The organism is Bradyrhizobium sp. 191 (assembly GCF_023100985.1).
Taxonomy (GTDB): Bacteria; Pseudomonadota; Alphaproteobacteria; order Rhizobiales; family Xanthobacteraceae; genus Bradyrhizobium; species Bradyrhizobium diversitatis.
In genome coordinates this window covers 3,760,001-3,779,487 of record NZ_CP064692.1, presented here as the reverse complement: position 1 = coordinate 3,779,487, position 19,487 = coordinate 3,760,001, and the positions used below count along the sequence as shown (strand labels likewise).

Annotated in this window: 14 protein-coding genes, 2 tRNA genes, 1 rRNA gene and 1 riboswitch; of the genes, 9 read left to right on the top strand and 8 right to left on the bottom strand. The window is 64.3% G+C overall.

The window, feature by feature from the left end:
* The first annotated feature begins 35 nt into the window (after positions 1-35).
* Positions 36-1,220 carry a DUF2125 domain-containing protein gene (locus tag IVB23_RS17525; protein WP_247804442.1) on the top strand — a complete coding sequence of 395 codons (1,185 nt, stop codon included), beginning with the start codon at positions 36-38 and terminating at the stop codon, positions 1,218-1,220.
* A 120-nt stretch (positions 1,221-1,340) separates the two neighbouring features.
* Here IVB23_RS17525 and IVB23_RS17520 read toward each other — a convergent pair whose 3' ends face one another.
* The 3 genes from IVB23_RS17520 to IVB23_RS17510 are packed head-to-tail and all read right to left on the bottom strand — an operon-like array spanning position 1,341 to position 4,249.
* Positions 1,341-2,276 (bottom strand): prephenate/arogenate dehydrogenase family protein, encoded by a 936-nt coding sequence (locus IVB23_RS17520; protein ID WP_247804441.1) that lies wholly within the window; start codon positions 2,274-2,276, stop codon positions 1,341-1,343.
* The gene (gene hisC / locus IVB23_RS17515; protein WP_061881264.1) at positions 2,273-3,370 is read right to left on the bottom strand and encodes a histidinol-phosphate transaminase; all 1,098 of its coding nucleotides are present in this window, start codon (positions 3,368-3,370) and stop codon (positions 2,273-2,275) included. The genes IVB23_RS17520 and hisC overlap by 4 nt, the downstream gene beginning before the upstream one ends.
* 30 nt (positions 3,371-3,400) lie before the next feature.
* Complete coding sequence (locus IVB23_RS17510; protein WP_247804440.1) at positions 3,401-4,249, bottom strand: chorismate mutase; 849 nt, start codon at positions 4,247-4,249, stop codon at positions 3,401-3,403.
* 156 nt (positions 4,250-4,405) lie between these two features.
* Positions 4,406-4,485: riboswitch (SAM riboswitch) on the top strand.
* An 85-nt stretch (positions 4,486-4,570) separates the two neighbouring features.
* Here IVB23_RS17510 and IVB23_RS17505 point away from each other — a divergent pair.
* Together IVB23_RS17505 and metW are read left to right on the top strand one after the other, a co-directional pair.
* Positions 4,571-5,767 carry a homoserine O-acetyltransferase gene (locus tag IVB23_RS17505; protein ID WP_247804923.1) on the top strand — a complete coding sequence of 399 codons (1,197 nt, stop codon included), beginning with the start codon at positions 4,571-4,573 and terminating at the stop codon, positions 5,765-5,767.
* A gap of 1 nt (position 5,768) precedes the next feature.
* Positions 5,769-6,431 carry a methionine biosynthesis protein MetW gene (metW, locus tag IVB23_RS17500; protein WP_061881266.1) on the top strand — a complete coding sequence of 221 codons (663 nt, stop codon included), beginning with the start codon at positions 5,769-5,771 and terminating at the stop codon, positions 6,429-6,431.
* A 138-nt stretch (positions 6,432-6,569) separates the two neighbouring features.
* On the opposite strand, the gene IVB23_RS17495 is transcribed toward metW, so the two are convergent.
* Entirely contained in the window at positions 6,570-7,433 is an 864-nt protein-coding gene (locus tag IVB23_RS17495; protein ID WP_197965993.1) for an alpha/beta hydrolase, read from the bottom strand.
* Between the two features lie 214 nt (positions 7,434-7,647).
* Here IVB23_RS17495 and IVB23_RS17490 point away from each other — a divergent pair, with 214 nt between their 5' ends.
* The gene (locus IVB23_RS17490; RefSeq protein WP_247804439.1) at positions 7,648-8,292 is read left to right on the top strand and encodes a TIGR02594 family protein; all 645 of its coding nucleotides are present in this window, start codon (positions 7,648-7,650) and stop codon (positions 8,290-8,292) included.
* Between the two features lie 211 nt (positions 8,293-8,503).
* Here the strand turns inward: IVB23_RS17490 and IVB23_RS17485 are convergent, their stop codons facing one another.
* A complete protein-coding gene (locus IVB23_RS17485) occupies positions 8,504-9,292 on the bottom strand; it encodes an MOSC domain-containing protein (RefSeq protein ID WP_247804438.1) in 789 nt (262 codons plus the stop codon).
* A gap of 241 nt (positions 9,293-9,533) precedes the next feature.
* Between IVB23_RS17485 and clpB the strand changes: the two genes are divergently transcribed.
* Entirely contained in the window at positions 9,534-12,173 is a 2,640-nt protein-coding gene (gene clpB, locus IVB23_RS17480) for an ATP-dependent chaperone ClpB (protein ID WP_247804437.1), read from the top strand.
* A gap of 77 nt (positions 12,174-12,250) precedes the next feature.
* Here the strand turns inward: clpB and IVB23_RS17475 are convergent, their stop codons facing one another.
* From IVB23_RS17475 to IVB23_RS17465, 3 genes are all read right to left on the bottom strand, one after another.
* Positions 12,251-12,514 (bottom strand): hypothetical protein, encoded by a 264-nt coding sequence (locus IVB23_RS17475; protein ID WP_061881270.1) that lies wholly within the window; start codon positions 12,512-12,514, stop codon positions 12,251-12,253.
* A gap of 85 nt (positions 12,515-12,599) precedes the next feature.
* Positions 12,600-14,225 carry a hypothetical protein gene (locus tag IVB23_RS17470; RefSeq protein WP_247804436.1) on the bottom strand — a complete coding sequence of 542 codons (1,626 nt, stop codon included), beginning with the start codon at positions 14,223-14,225 and terminating at the stop codon, positions 12,600-12,602.
* Positions 14,226-14,371: 146 nt separating this feature from the next.
* Entirely contained in the window at positions 14,372-16,435 is a 2,064-nt protein-coding gene (locus IVB23_RS17465; RefSeq protein ID WP_197965998.1) for a M23 family metallopeptidase, read from the bottom strand.
* Between the two features lie 631 nt (positions 16,436-17,066).
* Here IVB23_RS17465 and IVB23_RS17460 point away from each other — a divergent pair.
* The 4 genes from IVB23_RS17460 (at position 17,067) to IVB23_RS17445 (ending at position 19,287) form a co-directional block, all read left to right on the top strand.
* Positions 17,067-17,372 (top strand): hypothetical protein, encoded by a 306-nt coding sequence (locus IVB23_RS17460; protein WP_061881273.1) that lies wholly within the window; start codon positions 17,067-17,069, stop codon positions 17,370-17,372.
* A 53-nt stretch (positions 17,373-17,425) separates the two neighbouring features.
* A 16S ribosomal RNA gene (locus tag IVB23_RS17455) occupies positions 17,426-18,914 on the top strand.
* A 187-nt stretch (positions 18,915-19,101) separates the two neighbouring features.
* Positions 19,102-19,178 (top strand) — tRNA-Ile (locus IVB23_RS17450).
* A 33-nt stretch (positions 19,179-19,211) separates the two neighbouring features.
* Positions 19,212-19,287 (top strand) — tRNA-Ala (locus IVB23_RS17445).
* Positions 19,288-19,487: the final 200 nt, after the last annotated feature.

The following is a 19,487-nucleotide window of genomic DNA, read 5'->3' as shown; positions in this document are numbered from 1 at the left end:
ACATTTGCCAAAATCCGGGATCAAAGGGTCGCCGCATGTCCAATATGACCGTTGCCGCAGGCCGTCGCTCCCGTTGGGGCCTTTTCATCGCACCCGTTCTCGTCCTGATCCTCGCGGTCGCGTGGAGCGGTTTCTGGTTCTACGCGGCGTCGCAGGCCGAAATCGCCGCCGACGCCTGGCGGGCGCAGGAGGCCAAGTCCGGCCGCATCTATGATTGCGCCAAGCGCTCGATCGCGGGCTTCCCGTTCCGCTTCGAGGTCCAGTGTTCCGGCGCCAGCGTCGCCCTGGTGTCGCAGAACGCGAGCAAGACGCCGTTCACGGCGAAGCTCGACAACATCCTGGTCGTGGCTCAGGTCTACGATCCCAAGCGCATCATCGCCGAATTCTCCGCGCCTGCGACGCTGACCGACGGCATCACGCAAAACACCTTCGTGGTGAACTGGAGCAAGGGCCGTGCCAGCGTGGCTGGTCTGCCTGCCGTGCCGGATCGCGCCTCCATCGTGTTCGACGACCCCGCCCTCAACCGTGTCGACGGCAGCGTGCAGGTGCCGCTCGCGCGCGCCAAGCAGGTCGAGCTGCACGGCCGCCTCGCGGATGGATCACCGTCCGATCACCCCGTGATCGAGACCGTGGTCCATGTCGCGCAGGGCAGCATCCAGGGCGTTCATCCCCTGCTCGCCGAGCCGTTCGAGGCGGACACCCGCGCCAAGATCACCGGCCTCTCCGACCTCACGCCGAAGCCCTGGCCGCAGCGCTTCCGCGAGATCCAGGCTGCCGGCGGCAATATCGAGATCGTGCAGTCGCGGATCCAGCAGGGCGAGATGATCGCGGTCGCGGCCGGCACGCTCGGCCTCTCGGCCAACGGCCGGCTCGACGGCGAATTGCAGATGACGGTGACCGGCCTCGAGCGGGTGATCCCGGCGCTCGGCATCGAGAAGATGCTGGAGGAGGGCGTGCCGCAGGCAACGCTCGACCGCGTCGCCCCCGGCGTGAAGTCGCAGGACCTCAACAATCTGTTCGGCGCGCTCGACCGCGCCGTGCCCGGGCTCGGCAAGGTCATCAAGCAGAACGCCAATGCCGGCGTCGCCGCCGGCATCAATTCGATCGGCACCGAGAGCACGCTCGAAGGCAGGAAAGCGAGAAGCTTCCCGCTGAAATTCGTCGACGGCGCCGTGCTGCTCGGCCCGGTCAAGGTCGGTCAGATCCCGCCGCTGTATTGAACAAGATACGCCCGCCAAACACTCCGTCGTCATGCCCGGGCTTGTCCCGGGCATCCACGTCTTTCGTCAATCGCGGATGCGCGTGGATGGCCGGGACAAGCCCGGCCATGACGGAGAGAGCTACGGCTTCTTCAGCGCCGCGTGCGGCCGGCCGAAATCGGGCGCGGCGGAATCCTGGCCGATCTCGACGATGCCGCGCCGGATGGCGCGGGTGCGGGTGAAGTGATCGAACAGTGCTTCGCCGTCGCCGCGGCGGATCGCGCGGGTGAGCTTGGCGAGATCCTCGGTGAAGGTGCCGAGCATCTCCAGCACGGCTTCCTTGTTGGCGAGGAAGACGTCGCGCCACATCGTCGGGTCGGAGGCCGCGATGCGGGTGAAATCGCGAAAGCCGCCGGCGGAGAATTTGATCACCTCGGATTCCGTCACCTGCGCCAGCTCGTCGGCGGTCCCGACGATGGTGTAGGCGATCAGATGCGGCAGATGGCTGGTGATCGCGAGCACGAGATCATGATGATCCGGCGTCATGACCTCGACCTTGGCGCCCATCGCCGCCCAGAACGCGCGCAGATGCTCCGTGGCCGCCGTCTCGGTGCCATCAGGCGGCGTCAGGATGCACCAGCGGTTGATGAAGAGCTCGGCAAATCCCGAATCCGGGCCCGAATGCTCGGTGCCTGCGACCGGATGCGCCGGCACGAAATGGATGCCTTTCGGCAGATGCGGGGCCATGTCCCTGACCACCGCGCCCTTGACCGAGCCGACGTCGGAGATGATCGCACCCGGCTTCAGATGCGCGGCGATCTCCTGCGCCACGGCACCGCAGGCGCCGACGGGAATGCAGAGGATGACGAGATCGGCATCCTTGACGGCCTCCGCATTGGTCGCCACGACCTGATCGACGACGCCGAGCTCGGCGACCCGCGCGCGTGTCTTCTCCGAGCGCGCGGTGGTGACGATCTCGCCAGCCAGGCCCTGGAGCTTCGCAGCGCGCGCGATCGAGCCGCCGATCAGGCCGAAGCCGATCAGCGCGACGCGCCGGAAGTGCGGATCAGCATTCATTTGCCGCCCATGAAGTCGTGCAAGGCCTCGATCACGAGACGGTTGGCCTCCTCGGTGCCGATGGTCATGCGCAGCGCATGCGGAAGGCCGTAATTCTTCAGCGCGCGCAGCACGAGACCCCGCTTGGTCAGGAAGGCGTCGGCGTCGTCGGCGGTCTTGCCCTTGTCGGTCGGGAAGTGGATCAGCACGAAATTGGCGACGCTCGGCGTCACCTTCAGCCCGAGCTTGCCGATCTCCTCGGTGAGCCGGTTGCGCCAGGTCTCGGTGAACTGCTTCGACATCGCCTGGTGCGCGGTGTCCTCGATCGCGGCGACCGCGGCATACATCGCCGGCGTCGACACGTTGAAGGGGCCGCGGATGCGGTTGACGGCGTCGATGATGTGCTCGGGGCCGAACATCCAGCCGATGCGCAGCGCAGCCAGGCCGTGGATCTTGGAGAAGGTGTGCGTCACCACCGTGTTCTCGGTCGTGGCGACGAGCTCGATCCCCATCTCGTAATCGTTGCGCGAGACGTAGTCGGAATAGGCGGCGTCCAGCACCAGCAGCACGTGCGAGGGCAGGCCGGCGCGCAGCCGCTTGACCTCGTCGAACGGAATATAGGTGCCGGTCGGGTTGTTCGGATTGGCGAGCCAGACCAGCTTCGTCTTCGGCGTTACCGCCTTGAGGATGGCGTCGACGTTGCAGGTGAGGTTGGTCTCCTCGGCGATCACGTTCCTGGCGCCGACCGCCATGGTCGCGATCGGGTAGACCAGGAAGCCGTGCGTGGTGGAGATCGCCTCGTCGCCGTGGCTGAGATAGGTGTGGGCGAGCAGGTTGAGGATCTCGTCCGAGCCGGCGCCGCAGATGATGCGGTTGGGATCGAGCCCGAAAGAACGGCCGATCGCCTCGCGCAGCACGCGCGAGGTGCCTTCCGGATAGTCCTCCAGATGATCCGCCACGCGCTTGAACGCCTCGATCGCCTTGGGCGAGGGGCCGAACGGCGTCTCGTTGGCCGAGAGCTTGAACACCTTGCGGCCCGGCTCCGGCACCGGGCTCTTGCCGGGGGTGTAGGGCGCAATATCGAGAATGCCGGGATTCGGCACGGGGCGGGACATCTTCAACTCCGAAATGGCGAGGCGCGCGATTTACGATTTCGCCCCGGTCGGGGGCACCGTATAGCGTGTTGCGTGGCTGCCGACGAGAGCCGTGGAGCGTACCGAGGCCCCCGCCTCGATCAGGGCAGCCCTGATCTTGTCGATGCTGGTCGTGCTGGTGACCGAGACCAGCAGCGCCGCGCCATCGAAGGCGGTATCGGGCACCGCCACGATCTCGGCGAGCGGCGACAGGGCGCGCGCGACCTCGGCGTTCCACCCGGAGACGCGCACGCTGAAGGTCTCGACCTCCGTCACCAGGGCGCTGTCGGGGACGCGCGAGACCGCGAACACCGGCATCGCCGCCGGATGATCGGCACGTTCGACGAAGGGCATTCGCGCGATGATCTTCGGCGCGCCAGCTTCCTCCAGCGAGAGCCACCACGGCGTGCGGCTGGAGGTCGCCGAGACCAGCGCCAGGTCGCCCTTGGATTTCGCCACCGCCTCGACCGCGGCCTGCGCACTGAAATGCGCGACGTAAGGCACCGTGAAGCCGAAATGGAAGCGCGCGGAATCACGCATCGCCGGCTCGCTCACCGAGATGTCGGCATGCACGGAGAACGGCGCCTGCACATAGGTGAAGGTCGAGATGATGACGCGCCAGATGCTCTCGACCGTGTCGAGCGGCAGGATGCCGCGATGACGCTGCACGATCTCGCGCATCATGGAGGCCTCGCGCGCAGGCCGAAATGCCGAGCCGACCTCCTGGGTCTGCTTCACCTGGATCAGGCGGTCGATGATGTCGCCGCGCTGCATCAGCAGGCGATGCATGCTCTCGTCGATCGCGTCGATCTCCTTGCGCAATTCCTGGAGCGATGGTGGCGCGGGCGGACGTTGGGACATGTCTGGTCGTCGATCATTGCGATGGGGGATGTCCTGATTAGGCAGTCGGGGCGGCGAAAGCAAAGAGAAATGAGGTCCTTTCCGGTCGACGCGAGACAGGCGAATTGGGCCGATCCGGACCGCGACTTGACGAAAACCGCCCAAGACGGTAGCTTTTGCTTGTTCCGTGGTCATTTGAGCCGGCCGGCTTGCAGCCACGTTAAAAAACTCGCTAAACAGGCCGGGGACGCTTCCGATCCCGGCCGAACCTATCGTTCAGGCCGGGTTTTTCATGGCCTGATTCCAGCGGCGGTCTGACGGCAGTCGCAAACGAGGTCGATGATGGTTGGCGTCAAGTCTGTACCCAGTCCTGCGATCAGCGCCGACGAACGGTCGCACGAGGTGGATCACCCGAGCTCGCAGGTCGTGCATTTCGGCACCGAGCAGCCGCTGCGGCTCGATTGCGGCGTCGATCTCACCCCGTTCCAGATCGCCTACCAGACCTATGGCGAGCTCAACGCCGATCGCTCTAACGCCGTTCTGATCTGCCATGCGCTGACTGGCGACCAGCACGTCGCCAATGTGCATCCCGTCACCGGCAAGCCTGGCTGGTGGGAGACGCTGGTCGGCCCCGGCCGGCCCATCGATCCCAAGCACTACTTCATCATCTGCTCCAACGTGATCGGCGGCTGCATGGGCTCGACCGGGCCGGCGTCGATCAATCCCGCCACCGGCAAGGTCTGGGGCCTGGATTTCCCCGTCATCACCATCCCCGACATGGTGCGCGCGCAGGCGATGCTGATCGACCGGCTCGGCATCGACACGCTGTTTGCCGTCGTCGGCGGCTCGATGGGCGGCATGCAGGTGCTGCAATGGACCTCGGCCTATCCTGCCCGCGTGTTCTCCGCGCTGGCGATTGCCTGCGCGACGCGGCACTCGGCGCAGAACATCGCCTTCCACGAACTCGGGCGGCAGGCCGTGATGGCCGACCCCGATTGGCATGGCGGCGGCTATGCCGATCAGGGCATCCATCCGCATCGCGGGCTCGCGGTGGCGCGGATGGCGGCGCACATCACCTATCTCTCGGACGCGGCACTGCATCGCAAGTTCGGCCGGCGCATGCAGGACCGCGAGCTGCCGACCTTCTCGTTCGACGCGGATTTCCAGGTCGAAAGCTATCTGCGTTACCAGGGCTCGTCCTTCGTCGAGCGCTTCGACGCCAACTCCTATCTCTATCTGACGCGCGCGATGGACTATTTCGACATCGCGGCCGACCATGGCGGCGTGCTGGCGAAGGCGTTTGCGGGAATCCAGACCCGCTTCTGCGTGGTCTCCTTCACCAGCGACTGGCTGTTCCCGACCTCGGAATCGCGCGCGCTGGTGCACGCGCTGAACGCGTCGAGCGCGCGGGTGTCGTTCGCGGAGATTGAAACCGATCGCGGCCACGACGCCTTCCTGCTCGACGTGCCCGAATTCTTCGACATCTCCCGCGCCTTCCTGCAATCGGCAGGCAAGGCCCGCGGATTGAAGGGTAGCTAAGATGCCCGTGCAGGAAGTGTTGCCGCTGGACGGTGCCGCGACCAAGCCGCCCGGTGATTATCGCGCCGATCATCTGCTGGTCGCCGAGATGGTCAAGCCGGGCTCGAAGGTGCTCGACGTCGGCTGCGGCGAGGGCGACCTGCTTCAGCTGCTTGAGACCCGCGGCATCGACGGGCGTGGCATCGAGCTGTCGCGCGAGGGCGTCAACCGCTGCGTCGCCAAGGGGCTCGCGGTGGTGCAGGGCGACGCCGACACCGACCTCGTCAACTATCCCGACGACGCCTTCGACTACGTGATCCTGTCGCAGACGCTGCAGGCGACGCGGCAGCCGCGCGTGGTGCTGGAGAATCTGTTGCGCATCGGCCGCCGGGCCATCGTCTCGTTCCCGAATTTTGGCTTCTGGAAGATGCGGCTGCAGCTCCTGATCGGCGGCCACATGCCGCGCACGGAGAACCTGCCGGCGACCTGGTACGACACCGCCAACATCCATTTCTGTACGATCAAGGATTTCGTCGAGCTCTGCGACGAGATCAACGTCAAGATGGAGCGCTCCGTCGCGCTCGATCTCTACGGCCGCCCGGTGCCGCTGAACCTGCCCTGGTGGGTGTGGAACATGTTCGGCGAACAGGCGGTGTTCTTGCTGAGCAGGGGCGGGGGGAGATGACGCCGTAGGCGTCATTCCGGGGCGATGCGAAGCATCGAGCTATGATGCGCAATTGCGCATCTGAGAATCCATCGCGCCACAGCGTTTGCGGCCCGATGGATTCCGGGCCTGCGCCTTCGGCGCATCCCGGAATGACGGCTAGTGCGGAGCCAAAGATCTCGGATCGCGCACCGGCCACCGTCCAGCTTCCACCAGCGTGACGAACCGCTCCACGCTCTCGTTGAACAGCGCGGGCTCTTCGAGGTTGAGCACGTGGCCCGACTTCGGAAACATCGCGAGGCCCGCGGCCGGCAGGTGCTTTTTCAGGAAAAGGCTCGGCCCGATGCAGGGATCGTCCTCGTCGCCACAGATGATGAGCGCGGGCGTTGCCACCTTCGCGATCGCGTCCGTCATCGTGTAGATCGAGGGACGTCCGCCCTGGAAGCCGCGCATCGTGCGCGCCGAACCCTTGGCGTCGTGCCGCGCCAGCGCGGCATAGAAATCGGCGTGGCCGCGCGGGTCTTTCACCAGGAAGGGAATCCGGCTCGGCGCCTCGCGCGTGACCTTTGCGACCTCCACCGAGCCCAGCGTCTCGAACTGCTCGGCATTGGCGCGGCACTGCTGGCGCCAGGCCTCCAGATTCTCGATCTCCGAGCCGGAGCCGACGCCGGCGAGCGTCATCGACAACGCGCGCCGCGGGGCGTTGAGCCCGATCTGGAGCGACGAATAGGCGCCCATCGACAGCCCGACGAGATGCGCGCGCTCGATGCCGAGATGGTCAAGCACCGCGAGCGCATCGGCGTAGAAATGCGTGTAGGTGTAGACTTCACCTTCGGGTACATCCGAAGGCGCGTAGCCGCGCGCCGAATAGGCGATGCAGCGATGGCCGCGCGAAAAGTAGCGCATCTGCGGCTCCCAATTGGTGTAGTCGGCCGCGAACTCGTGCAGAAAAAGTATCGGCGTTCCCTGACCCGCCTCTTCGAAATAGATGCGGACGTCGTCCCTTGTCGTGGCGTGGGGCATTAACTCTTTCCCTCTGTCAAGCCGTCTTTGCAGGATCGCAGTTAACGCTGTTGTCCGCAATGCGGCAGCATCGAACCAGCACCGATACAAAATCATCGCAGCTATTCGCCGACGCGGTGTCTTTTTCTCGCCACATCGGGCGGCTTAACGGCCTGACCTATGTCGGCCACTTCACCGGCCGATCGGAAAGTAGGGGTGTAACGAAGGATGAAGAATGGTTGAGTTGTTTGCGTTCCGCCTGTCGCGTTGTGTTGTCGCGTTGGCGTTCTTCTTTGCGGCGGTCGCCGCGTTCGTTTCTCCGGCCTCGGCACGGCCGCATCATCGTCATAGCGCAGAGCGGCACGCTTACGTGCACCACGCCAGACATCATCACTACCGTCATCGTGCACGCAGCTCGCGCTTCGAGCGCAGCGCGGCGCAGTTGCAGGCGAGTGGCTTCGCCAACACCCAGGCCAGCTATGATCCGAATGCCAATGCCGGCGGTGCTGGCATGAGCGGCGGCCTCAGTGGCGGCTCAGGCCTCGTGTCCGAGGCGCGCCGCTATCTCGGCGGCAATCCGACCGGGCGCGGCCGCCTGTGGTGCGCGCGCTTCATGAACATGGTGCTCGAGCAGACCGGCCATCGTGGCACCGGCTCGGACATGGCGAACTCGTTCGCGCATTATGGCACGCGCATCTCCGGTCCGCAGGTCGGCGCCATCGCGGTGATGTCGCGCGGCCGCCGGGGCGGCCATGTCGGAATCATCACCGGCATCGATGCGCAGGGCAATCCGATCATGATCTCCGGCAACAGCGGCAACCGCGTCCGCGAAGCGCCGGTCTCGCGCGGCCGGATCTATGCGTATGTGATGCCGAATTGAGGTGACGGTGCATGGAGTGGGTGGACCCTCGCGTCATGTGAGGTTGTCGTCCCGGACAAGCGTCAGCGCAGATCCGGGACCCATAACCACAGGCGCGTGCTGTCGCGCGAGCCGGTGACCACGAGTCTTCGCCAAACCACTCCCTGTGGCTATGGATCCCGGATCGGCGCGCGCTTGAGGAGCGCGCTTGTCCGGGACGACGAGAGAGGGCTCACACCAATCTCGGCTCTTCCACTGCCACCACATCGCCGACGCCGACGTCACCGTCGGCGATCACCTCGGCGTAGATGCCGCAATCCATGTGGCCGAGATGGCGCGAGAGCGTGGGCGGGATTTCGAGATCGCGCTTGGCGGTTTCAGGATCGACATTGGTGGCGGGGCAGCGGACGATGCGCTTGATCACCTTCAGCCGCGCCGGCCCGACCGCAAGTGTCTGGCCCACGAGATCGAGCTCCGACCAGGCCGGCCAGCCCTTGACGTAGAGATTGGCGCGGAAGCGCAGCGGATGCACGGCGGCGCCGCCGAGCATGGTCTCGATCGCGCGGACGCTGCCGAGATTGATGATCGAGACGACCTTGCGGGCGACGTCGGAGAAGCTGTGGTCGCGGCCGGACAGAACCTTGGGCGGGCCCTTCAGCTCCCGTTGGAAGTTCTCGCTGAAATAGGCCTCGATCGCGGCGCGCCCGGCGGCGGTCTCGAGATCGCCGCTGGCGACGATCTGGCCGTCCTTGCGGATGGTCAGGATATTGGTGGCGTCGTCGAACCGGCTGTCGAGCTCGGCCAGCCGCTCATTGCGCGCGAGCATCAGAAACTGGATCTTCGGTTTCCACTCGGGCGCATCGGGGTTGAACCCGCTCGGGCCGTTCTCGATGGCGTAGCGGCGGTCGGCTGGCAGGGTCTGGCCGACCCGCAAAGGGACCCGCGACAGGGGTTCCGGCGTCAGGCCCTTGATCGGGTAGCGGTAGAGGCCGGTGATCTCGGCAGTGTGGCTGGCTGTCATGCCACTACTTAGGGGATTCGGCCCGCCAGCGCCAAGGCCGTCCAAGAGCGCACGAATTTGTGAACCGGCCTCTTTCGCATCCGCAACCCGCTTCCCACATCTGCCTCAGGCTGGCGGCAACGTCGGCAAAAAGACGGCCGTTCTCGCTTGAGAAACCTCAATGCGATGAGCGGAAACCCAATGAAGATGCCGTATTGGGGTGCCTGAGAGGGCCCCAAGGGCAGGCCGAGGGACAGAAAAGATGAACATCGAGAAGTATACCGAACGCTCCAGGGGCTTCATTCAGTCTGCGCAGTCGCTCGCGATGCGCGAGGGGCACCAGCAGTTTTCCACCCTGCACCTCCTGAAAGTCCTCTTGGACGACAATGAGGGGCTCGCTGCCGGCCTGATCGACCGCGCCGGCGGCAATTCCCGTGCAATCCTGAAGGCGACCGAGGACGCCCTCGGCAAGGTGCCGAAGGTTTCCGGCGGCGGCGCCGGCCAGATCTACCTCGCACCCGAGCTCGCCCGCACCTTCGACGCCGCCGAAAAGGCCGGCGAGAAGGCCGGTGACAGCTTCGTCACCGTCGAGCGGCTGCTGCTTGGCCTCACGCTGGAGAAGTCCAGCGAAGCCGGCACCATCCTCAACAAGGGCGGCGTCACCCCGCAGAACCTCAACGCGGCGATCGAGGCGCTGCGCAAGGGCCGCACCGCGGATTCCGCGACCGCCGAGAACGCGTATGACGCGCTGAAGAAATATGCCCGCGACCTCACTCAGGCCGCGCGCGACGGCAAGCTCGATCCGGTCATCGGCCGTGACGAGGAGATCCGTCGCACCATCCAGGTGCTGTCGCGCCGGACCAAGAACAACCCCGTCCTGATCGGCGAGCCCGGCGTCGGCAAGACCGCGATTGCGGAAGGGTTGGCGCTGCGCATCGTCAACGGCGACGTGCCGGAGAGCCTCAAGGACAAGAAGCTGCTCTCGCTCGACCTCGGTGCGCTGATCGCCGGCGCAAAATACCGCGGCGAGTTCGAGGAGCGGCTGAAGGCCGTGCTCCAGGAAGTGACCGGAAGCGAAGGCACCTTCATCCTGTTCATCGACGAGATGCACACGCTGATCGGTGCCGGCAAGGGCGACGGCGCGATGGACGCCTCCAACCTGCTCAAGCCGGCGCTCGCCCGCGGCGAGCTGCACTGCATCGGTGCGACCACGCTCGACGAGTACCAGAAGCATGTCGAGAAGGACGCCGCGCTGGCGCGGCGCTTCCAGCCGATCTTCGTCAGCGAGCCCTCGGTCGAGGACACCATCTCGATCCTGCGCGGCCTGAAGGACAAGTATGAGCAGCACCATGGCGTGCGGATCACCGATTCCGCGCTCGTGGCCGCCACGACGCTGTCCAACCGCTACATCACCGACCGTTTCCTGCCCGACAAGGCGATCGACCTCATGGACGAGGCCGCGGCGCGGCTGAAGATGCAGGTCGATTCCAAGCCGGAAGAGCTGGATTCGCTCGACCGCGAGATCATCCGTCTCAAGATCGAGCAGGAGGCGCTGAAGAAGGAGAGCGATCCCGGCTCCAGGACCCGGCTCCAGATCCTTGAGAAGGACCTTGCCGAGCTCGCGGAAAAGTCTGCTGGGCTGACGGCGCGCTGGAGCGCGGAGAAGAACAAGCTCTCCGATGCCCAGAAGCTCAAGGCCGAGCTCGACGGCCTGCGTGTCGAGCTCGCCAACGCGCAGCGGCGCGGCGAATTCCAGAAGGCCGGCGAGCTGGCCTATGGCCGGATCCCGGAATTGGAGAAGCAGCTGGCGGATATCGAGGCGCGTGAAGGCTCCGGCGAGATGATGGAGGAGGCGGTCACCGCCAATCACATCGCGCAGGTGGTTTCGCGCTGGACCGGCGTGCCCGTCGACAAGATGCTGGAAGGCGAGAAGGAGAAGCTCCTGAAGATGGAGGAGCAGCTCGGCAAGCGTGTCGTCGGCCAGGCCGAGGCCGTGCGTGCGGTCGCAACCGCCGTGCGCCGCTCGCGCGCGGGCTTGCAGGACCCGAACCGGCCGACCGGCTCGTTCATGTTCCTGGGGCCCACCGGCGTCGGCAAGACCGAGCTGACGAAAGCTCTCGCGGAATACCTGTTCAACGACGAGACCGCGATGGTCCGCCTCGACATGTCCGAATACATGGAGAAGCACTCGGTCTCGCGGCTGATCGGCGCGCCTCCGGGTTATGTCGGTTATGACGAGGGCGGTGCGCTCACCGAAGCGGTGCGGCGCCGGCCTTATCAGGTGGTGCTGTTCGACGAGATCGAGAAGGCGCACCCTGACGTCTTCAACGTCCTGCTGCAGGTGCTCGACGACGGCCGCCTGACCGACGGCCAGGGCCGTACCGTCGACTTCCGCAACACGCTGATCATCATGACCTCGAACCTCGGTTCGGAATTCCTGGTGAACCAGCCGGAGGGCGAGGACACCTCGGCCGTGCGCGAGCAGGTCATGGGAATGGTGCGGGCGCACTTCCGCCCCGAATTCCTCAACCGCGTGGACGAGATCATCCTGTTCCACCGCTTGCAGCGGAGCGAGATGGGCCGGATCGTCGAGATCCAGTTCGCACGGCTCCAGAAGCTGCTGACCGATCGCAAGATCGTGCTGACGCTCGATGCCGCAGGCCGCGACTGGCTCGCTGCCAAGGGCTGGGATCCCGCCTATGGCGCAAGGCCGCTGAAGCGGGTGATCCAGCGCTACCTCCAGGATCCGCTCGCCGAGATGATCCTGGCCGGCGACGTCAGGGACGGCGACACGGTCGCGATCTCGTCCGAAGGCAACGTGCTGACCTTCAACGGCAAGGCCCCGCAGACCGCCGAGATCACCCAGTTCGAGGCACCGGTGGCGAAGCGGAAGCTGAACTGAGGGTACGGCGCTTGAAGCAACAGGACGCCCCGGAGAGGCCAACCGCTCTGGGGCGTTTTCCTTTGTCGGTGTCTCGGCTAACCGACTGCGGGCGCGGAACCAGGACCCGCCGGGCCTTCCTCCTCGTCCTCGTCAAGCTCCGAAAGAATATCGACCAGCTCGCGCACCCGGCCCTGTGCCAGCGGACGCAGATCGTTGATCATGGGCTCGTCATTGGCGAGCCAGGCCTGGGCTTCGGCGAGTTCCTCGACCGTCGCTCCGGTCCCGATGATCTGGGCAATGGTGACGTCGTCGGCCCGGTCCACGGCCTTGACGACATCGTCCCGTGAGAGGCGCGTCATGGGGCGATCCTCCTGCTGGTCGGCTTCCGTCAGCTAACAGAGAATCCGCCTGCGGGTTCCGGGGCCAGGTCTTGGCCGACGAACGCTACTTCTTCACCACCTTGTAGATCGCGTTCTCCACGTCCGAGCTGAAGTAGATCGTGCCCGTTGCGCCGATCGCGACGCCCGTGGGGATATGCGTCGGCAGGCCGCTGGGCGCGCCGGTCAGGCCGATCGGGAGGTTGGCGGCGATCTCGGTGATCTCGCCGGTTTCTGGCGCGATCGCGATCAGCCGTTTGGCGCCGACCTCTGCCACGATCAACTGGCCGTCGCTGGTGCGCGCGATGCCTTCGGGCATCTTCAGGTCCTTGGCGATCACGGTCTTTTCGCCATTGCTGCCGATCCTGGAAACGATGCCGGCAAAGGCTTCGGTGACGTAGACCTCGCCGCCAGGTCCACCGACGAGTCCCACCGGTCCCTCGAGGTCGCCGATCAGCGTGACGCGATCCTTGCCGTGCTCACCACTCACCTTAACCAGCGATTTGGTGCCGAGTTCGGCCACCAGGATGCTGCCGTCCGCGAGCACGACGGCGTCATGCGGCGCCTTGAAGCCGTGCAGCATGTCGCGCGTTGCGCCGGTCTTGCCGTCGATCACCTGCACGGTGCCGGTGAACCAGCTCGACAGGACCACGTCGTTGCCCTTTGCCGTCGCGCTCATGGGATATTCGAGCGTGACGCCGGCGGCATGCATGCGCGCCTTTTCGGTGACCTCGCCGGTCGCTCCATTCACGGTGCGATAGGCGAACACGTCGGCGACGTGGATCGTGTCCCTGCCGTTCTCCGAGGTGACGCCGATGCCGCCGGGCAGAGCGAGCTTGCCGATGATGATCTGCCTGGCCTGGCCGGTCGCGGGGTCGACCTCCTGGATGCCGTTGTCAGCCATGTTGGAGATGTAAATGCGGTCCTTGTCGTCGATGGCGAGATTGTCCAGCGAGGGCTTCAGCTGCGCGACCATGGTCCTGGCGCCCGATTTGGGATCGACCCGGACGAGCTGGCCGAGCGCGGTGTCGACCACGAAGAGATTGCCTTTGGAATCGAAGTTCACGGCGGCCGGGACCTTGAAGCCGTCGGCAACGACGGTCAGCTCGGCCTTGTCGACGTCGACCCTGGCGACCTGGCCCTTGAACCAGAGCGGACCGTAGAGCTTGTCGTCGGGACCGAACTCGAAGCCGTTGAGGCCGCCCATCTTCTCCATGATCTGGCGCGGCGGTTTGACGCCCTCGACGTCGATCTCGTAGAGCGCGTCGCCGAGGAAGACGGTGGTGGCGTAGAGCCTGCCGTCCTTGCGGAAGGCCAGCGAGTTGATGCCGGGAAGACCGGAAGCGAGCTTCTTGATCGGGCCGTCGCCCTTGCGCGCATAGAGGTCGCCGGCGAGGAATCCGGTCCAGGCCATGGTGCCGTCGGGCGCGAACGCGATGTCATCGGCCATTCCGACCGGTGCCGGGATTGCAACCTTGGCGCTACTGCCCGCAACCTCGTAGAGCGCCGCGCCTGCGACGCTGCCGGCAAACAGATGGCCGGCCTTGTCGACAGCGAGCCCGTGCACGCCGTGGAATGCCGAGCCGGGGACGAGCTTGGTGACTTCCCAGGTTGCCGGCACGGTCTCTGCCGACAGGCTCGTGACGGAAAACAGCGCAGCGACGAAGGCTGCGCAGGCGAGCCTGTTGTTCATGGCGAGACCTCCCGTTTTTTGGGAAGTATTCGCTCCTCACGCCGCTTTGGCAAACGAAACTTGACGTTGTGACGCCGCAAAGCGGCCTCGCGACGACGTCGAATTCGGATCGTGTTTGGAGATGTTCGGGGCGGCCAGTTCCCGACTTAGCGGTTGGTGACCTGCAGTGGCCCGCCGGTGGCGTCCGACATCCGGGCGATGGCGCCGCCGCGGCCGCTCATCATGCCGTCGAGCCGGTCGCGCTCCTTCTCGAAGCTGGCCAGCATCGGGCCTTCCAGCGAACGGCCGCGCGGCAGCTTCACGCGCATCGGGTCGACGAAGCGGCCGTTGACCAGGATCTCGTAATGGACGTGCGGGCCGGTCGACAGGCCCGATGAGCCGACGAAGCCGATCACCTGGCCCTGCCGCACCTTCTTGCCGGGCTCCATGCCCTTGGCGAAAGCCGACATATGGCCGTAGGCGGTCTCGTAGCCGTTGGAATGCTTGATGCGGATGTACTTGCCGTAGCCGCCCTCGGGGCCGGCCTTCTCGATCATGCCGTTGCCGGAGGCGAAGATCGGCGTGCCGTAGGCGGTGGCCCAGTCGACGCCGGTATGCATCTTCACGTAGCCCAGGATCGGGTGGCGGCGGCCGCCGAAGCCGGAGCGCATGATGGCGTTGTTGACGGGCTTTCTGACCAGGAACTTCTTCGCGCTCTTGCCCGTCTCGTCGTAGTAGTCGACGACGCCGTCGTCGGGGCTCTGGTAGCGGTAGTATTTCTTGGTCTCGCCGCCGACGGTGAGGGAGGCGAACAGCACCTCGTTCTTCTCGCTCGACGTCACGCCTTCGTCCTCGCCGGCGTAGAACACGTCGAAGGAATCCCCGGGCTGCACCTTGCGCTGGAAATCGACGTCGTAGGAGTAGATCTTGATCATGTCCTCGATGACGGGCATCGGGACCTTGTTGCGCATCGCCGTCTCGTAGATGCTCTGGTACAGCCGCACGCCGCTGCCGTCATCCTCGTCATCGTCTTCGCTGCTGGCGTTGGCCGCGGCGTCGGCGACGGTGTTCATGCTGGAGACGTCGACGGCGACGTATTTGCCGAGATCGGACAGCGCCGCGATCGCTTCCACCATGGTGTCGTTTGCAACCACGACGCGATAGGGCTGCAGCCGGGCGCCGGGGCTGGCGGGCGCCATCAGGATGCGGAGCTTCTCGCCTTCCTTGAGGCCGCCGTCGCGGCCGCGCGGGCCGAGCGTTGCGGTGATCGCCTTGATCTCGTCAGCCGTCGCGCCGAGATCGCGCAGCACCGAGCCGACGCTGTCGCCCTTCCTGACCAGATGGACCCGCTCGCCGTTGGGATTGCCGCCGGTGATCTGCTCCTTGGTCTTGGGCAGCAGCGTGACGTTCTCCGGCACCACGCGCGTCTCGAAACCGGCATAGGGATCGGAGGACGATGCCTCGGCGGCGTAGGCCATCTTGATGTCGGACGGGCCGGTCGTGCCGGAGACGTCGGCTGTGGCATTGGCGAGCGAGGCGTAGCGCACCCCGCCATTGCCGCGCCAGTTGGCGGCATCGCGGACCCGCATCAGGATGTCGTCGAGCGCCACCACCGCGGAAATCTTCGCCTTCGGCAGCACCGACGACAGGTCCTTGGTGACGAAGGACACCTCCGCGTCGGGCTCGACGGCCTCCGGATTGTTGGGATCGTCGGATGCCGTCTTGGGATCGGAGCCGACGTCGGTGAGCAGGCGCTGGGCGTTGAAAGGCGGGATCTTCGCCGACAGGTCGCTCGTCGTCATCGACAAATTGCCGGCGATCCGGACGAAGGGGCGCACCCGCATCACGTCGCGGTTGCCGACACGGGCGACCGTCGAGACGCGCATGATGTTGCGCGATGCCGTGGATTCGCTCGGCGGCGGCAACCGGTCGCTCTTGTGCAGCGTGGCGGCGCGATCGGCGGCGCCGAATGCGCCGCGCAGCGCGCCTTCGACCCGCTCCGGTACCTTGGCGAAGGTCATCTCGCCGTCGAGCGACGCGAAAACGGCGCCGCCGATCAGGGCCGCGCCGCAGAGTCCGGTCAGAATTGTGCCGCTGAACCATTGCACCGAGACGCGGCGGCGGTCGATGACGGCGGCTTCAGAACCATCGACGGACAGCGGCGGCTCGTGGCCGAGATCGATGATCCCGGTCTCACGCCCGTAGGTGCCGCGTGACGTCCTGTGGTTCAACCCAAGTCCCCCAATCAACGACCCAAGAAAGCCCGCTTCGAACCTTGTCCCTGGCCGCCCTCTTGAACGGGGATCGCCGGAAAAGGCAAGCCGCACAGACGCCCGCGCTCAGAAAGCCCCGGAACAGGGCTGGCCGAAATTACGAACAACTGGACGGATGAAACTCTCTCGATGTCTTTCGAACGTCGAAGGAAGGCCGCGTCATCTGCAAGATGCCTTCCCCTGACCCCATGGAAATCGCCGGCAGCCCCCATCGGCATCCCCGCGATTCAAGCTCGTCTCTTACCAGAACGCCGCGGGATTGTGGCTCAAGTACGGCGCCAAATATGGAAAAAACTTCCTCAAGGAGCCGGCGCGAGGAGCCTCGCCGGAGCGGCGCCGCAAGCCGCCTCTGGAGCCCCTCCGGAGCCTCCAGGGCCGCAAACTTTTTTCCAGTTTTTCTTCGCGCGGGACCCGCCCGCTCACTCCGTGCCGCTCTAAGCGTCTGGAATCGCGTGATTTTTCTCGATGATCCACTGTGCGACGATTTGTTGACGATTGGCGTTGACAGCCCGGAAGGTGGGGCCTATAACCCCAACCACTGAGCGCGGCGCCGCCGGGTCACTGACCAAGGCGAGCGAACGCGCCACTGATGCTCCTCACCTTGTTGAGTGACACAACAATCGACACCAGTCGGTTGGAGTCATTTTTCGTCGGTAAGGGTATCGGAACCCTTCCACTCTGGAAGGTTGGGGCCTCCGCGGTCCCGGGCTGTTTGACAAGTGAAGATGAAGAAAGAGAAACGTGGACGGCGGAGTCCTTGCGGGTCTCGCTTCTGGAAAGCTTCGGCTTTTCTGATCGAGACCGGACGAAAGACTTCGGCGGTACACGTTTCAAAGGTTACACCATCGTTGCCAGCGATGTGAATCGCGGGCAGCTCGTCGACTTCGGTCGATGAAAAATGGTGGGACCTCGTCAAACGTTGTGATCAGCCGGTTCAAAGTTCAAGTCCAACTTGAGAGTTTGATCCTGGCTCAGAGCGAACGCTGGCGGCAGGCTTAACACATGCAAGTCGAGCGGGCGTAGCAATACGTCAGCGGCAGACGGGTGAGTAACGCGTGGGAACGTACCTTTTGGTTCGGAACAACACAGGGAAACTTGTGCTAATACCGGATAAGCCCTTACGGGGAAAGATTTATCGCCGAAAGATCGGCCCGCGTCTGATTAGCTAGTTGGTGAGGTAATGGCTCACCAAGGCGACGATCAGTAGCTGGTCTGAGAGGATGATCAGCCACATTGGGACTGAGACACGGCCCAAACTCCTACGGGAGGCAGCAGTGGGGAATATTGGACAATGGGGGCAACCCTGATCCAGCCATGCCGCGTGAGTGATGAAGGCCCTAGGGTTGTAAAGCTCTTTTGTGCGGGAAGATAATGACGGTACCGCAAGAATAAGCCCCGGCTAACTTCGTGCCAGCAGCCGCGGTAATACGAAGGGGGCTAGCGTTGCTCGGAATCACTGGGCGTAAAGGGTGCGTAGGCGGGTCTTTAAGTCAGGGGTGAAATCCTGGAGCTCAACTCCAGAACTGCCTTTGATACTGAAGATCTTGAGTTCGGGAGAGGTGAGTGGAACTGCGAGTGTAGAGGTGAAATTCGTAGATATTCGCAAGAACACCAGTGGCGAAGGCGGCTCACTGGCCCGATACTGACGCTGAGGCACGAAAGCGTGGGGAGCAAACAGGATTAGATACCCTGGTAGTCCACGCCGTAAACGATGAATGCCAGCCGTTAGTGGGTTTACTCACTAGTGGCGCAGCTAACGCTTTAAGCATTCCGCCTGGGGAGTACGGTCGCAAGATTAAAACTCAAAGGAATTGACGGGGGCCCGCACAAGCGGTGGAGCATGTGGTTTAATTCGACGCAACGCGCAGAACCTTACCAGCCCTTGACATGTCCAGGACCGGTCGCAGAGATGTGACCCTCTCTTCGGAGCCTGGAACACAGGTGCTGCATGGCTGTCGTCAGCTCGTGTCGTGAGATGTTGGGTTAAGTCCCGCAACGAGCGCAACCCCCGTCCTTAGTTGCTACCATTTAGTTGAGCACTCTAAGGAGACTGCCGGTGATAAGCCGCGAGGAAGGTGGGGATGACGTCAAGTCCTCATGGCCCTTACGGGCTGGGCTACACACGTGCTACAATGGCGGTGACAATGGGATGCTAAGGGGCGACCCTTCGCAAATCTCAAAAAGCCGTCTCAGTTCGGATTGGGCTCTGCAACTCGAGCCCATGAAGTTGGAATCGCTAGTAATCGTGGATCAGCACGCCACGGTGAATACGTTCCCGGGCCTTGTACACACCGCCCGTCACACCATGGGAGTTGGTTTTACCTGAAGACGGTGCGCTAACCCGCAAGGGAGGCAGCCGGCCACGGTAGGGTCAGCGACTGGGGTGAAGTCGTAACAAGGTAGCCGTAGGGGAACCTGCGGCTGGATCACCTCCTTTCTAAGGATGGTTCTTCAGAAGCTTGCTTCTATCGAACCGTTTTAGAAACATCAGTGGCCAACAGATCGCCAGATCGTTGAGCTGCATTGGCGGGATTTCGCCGTCTTCGTTTCTCTTTCTTCGCGGACGAACACGCGCTGGGGCTGCAGGCTTGCAGATCCCTGGTCCTTGACTGGATATGCGTTAGGGGCTTGTAGCTCAGTTGGTTAGAGCGCGCGCTTGATAAGCGTGAGGTCGGAAGTTCAAGTCTTCCCAGGCCCACCACTTTCATCGAGTGAGCATTCGTCTTCTGGTTACGGGGCCATAGCTCAGCTGGGAGAGCGCGTGCTTTGCAAGCATGAGGTCGTCGGTTCGATCCCGTCTGGCTCCACCAGATGGTTTGATCATCGAGATCTTGTACCGTCGTCCGCGAAACATCACTTCGCATCCTGCTAGTCTGGATAGACAGCAAGATGCGTGTTTTCTGACATCGTAAAGAGGAGATCGATCCGAGTTGGGTCGTGCAGCAGTTTGTTGCGCGGACCCTTCATTATCTCCGGATCATTTTCGGCGCTTGCCTTCGGCCGTGAGGTT

What these genes read in the sequence shown, in the direction of transcription:
- IVB23_RS17525 (WP_247804442.1), top strand. Translation starts at nt 36, where the DNA reads ATGTCCAATATGACCGTTGCCGCAGGCCGTCGCTCCCGTTGGGGCCTT.
- IVB23_RS17520 (WP_247804441.1), bottom strand. Translation starts at nt 2,276, where the DNA reads ATGAATGCTGATCCGCACTTCCGGCGCGTCGCGCTGATCGGCTTCGGC.
- hisC (WP_061881264.1), bottom strand. Translation starts at nt 3,370, where the DNA reads ATGTCCCGCCCCGTGCCGAATCCCGGCATTCTCGATATTGCGCCCTAC.
- IVB23_RS17510 (WP_247804440.1), bottom strand. Translation starts at nt 4,249, where the DNA reads ATGTCCCAACGTCCGCCCGCGCCACCATCGCTCCAGGAATTGCGCAAG.
- IVB23_RS17505 (WP_247804923.1), top strand. Translation starts at nt 4,571, where the DNA reads ATGGTTGGCGTCAAGTCTGTACCCAGTCCTGCGATCAGCGCCGACGAA.
- metW (WP_061881266.1), top strand. Translation starts at nt 5,769, where the DNA reads ATGCCCGTGCAGGAAGTGTTGCCGCTGGACGGTGCCGCGACCAAGCCG.
- IVB23_RS17495 (WP_197965993.1), bottom strand. Translation starts at nt 7,433, where the DNA reads ATGCCCCACGCCACGACAAGGGACGACGTCCGCATCTATTTCGAAGAG.
- IVB23_RS17490 (WP_247804439.1), top strand. Translation starts at nt 7,648, where the DNA reads ATGGTTGAGTTGTTTGCGTTCCGCCTGTCGCGTTGTGTTGTCGCGTTG.
- IVB23_RS17485 (WP_247804438.1), bottom strand. Translation starts at nt 9,292, where the DNA reads ATGACAGCCAGCCACACTGCCGAGATCACCGGCCTCTACCGCTACCCG.
- clpB (WP_247804437.1), top strand. Translation starts at nt 9,534, where the DNA reads ATGAACATCGAGAAGTATACCGAACGCTCCAGGGGCTTCATTCAGTCT.
- IVB23_RS17475 (WP_061881270.1), bottom strand. Translation starts at nt 12,514, where the DNA reads ATGACGCGCCTCTCACGGGACGATGTCGTCAAGGCCGTGGACCGGGCC.
- IVB23_RS17470 (WP_247804436.1), bottom strand. Translation starts at nt 14,225, where the DNA reads ATGAACAACAGGCTCGCCTGCGCAGCCTTCGTCGCTGCGCTGTTTTCC.
- IVB23_RS17460 (WP_061881273.1), top strand. Translation starts at nt 17,067, where the DNA reads ATGCTCCTCACCTTGTTGAGTGACACAACAATCGACACCAGTCGGTTG.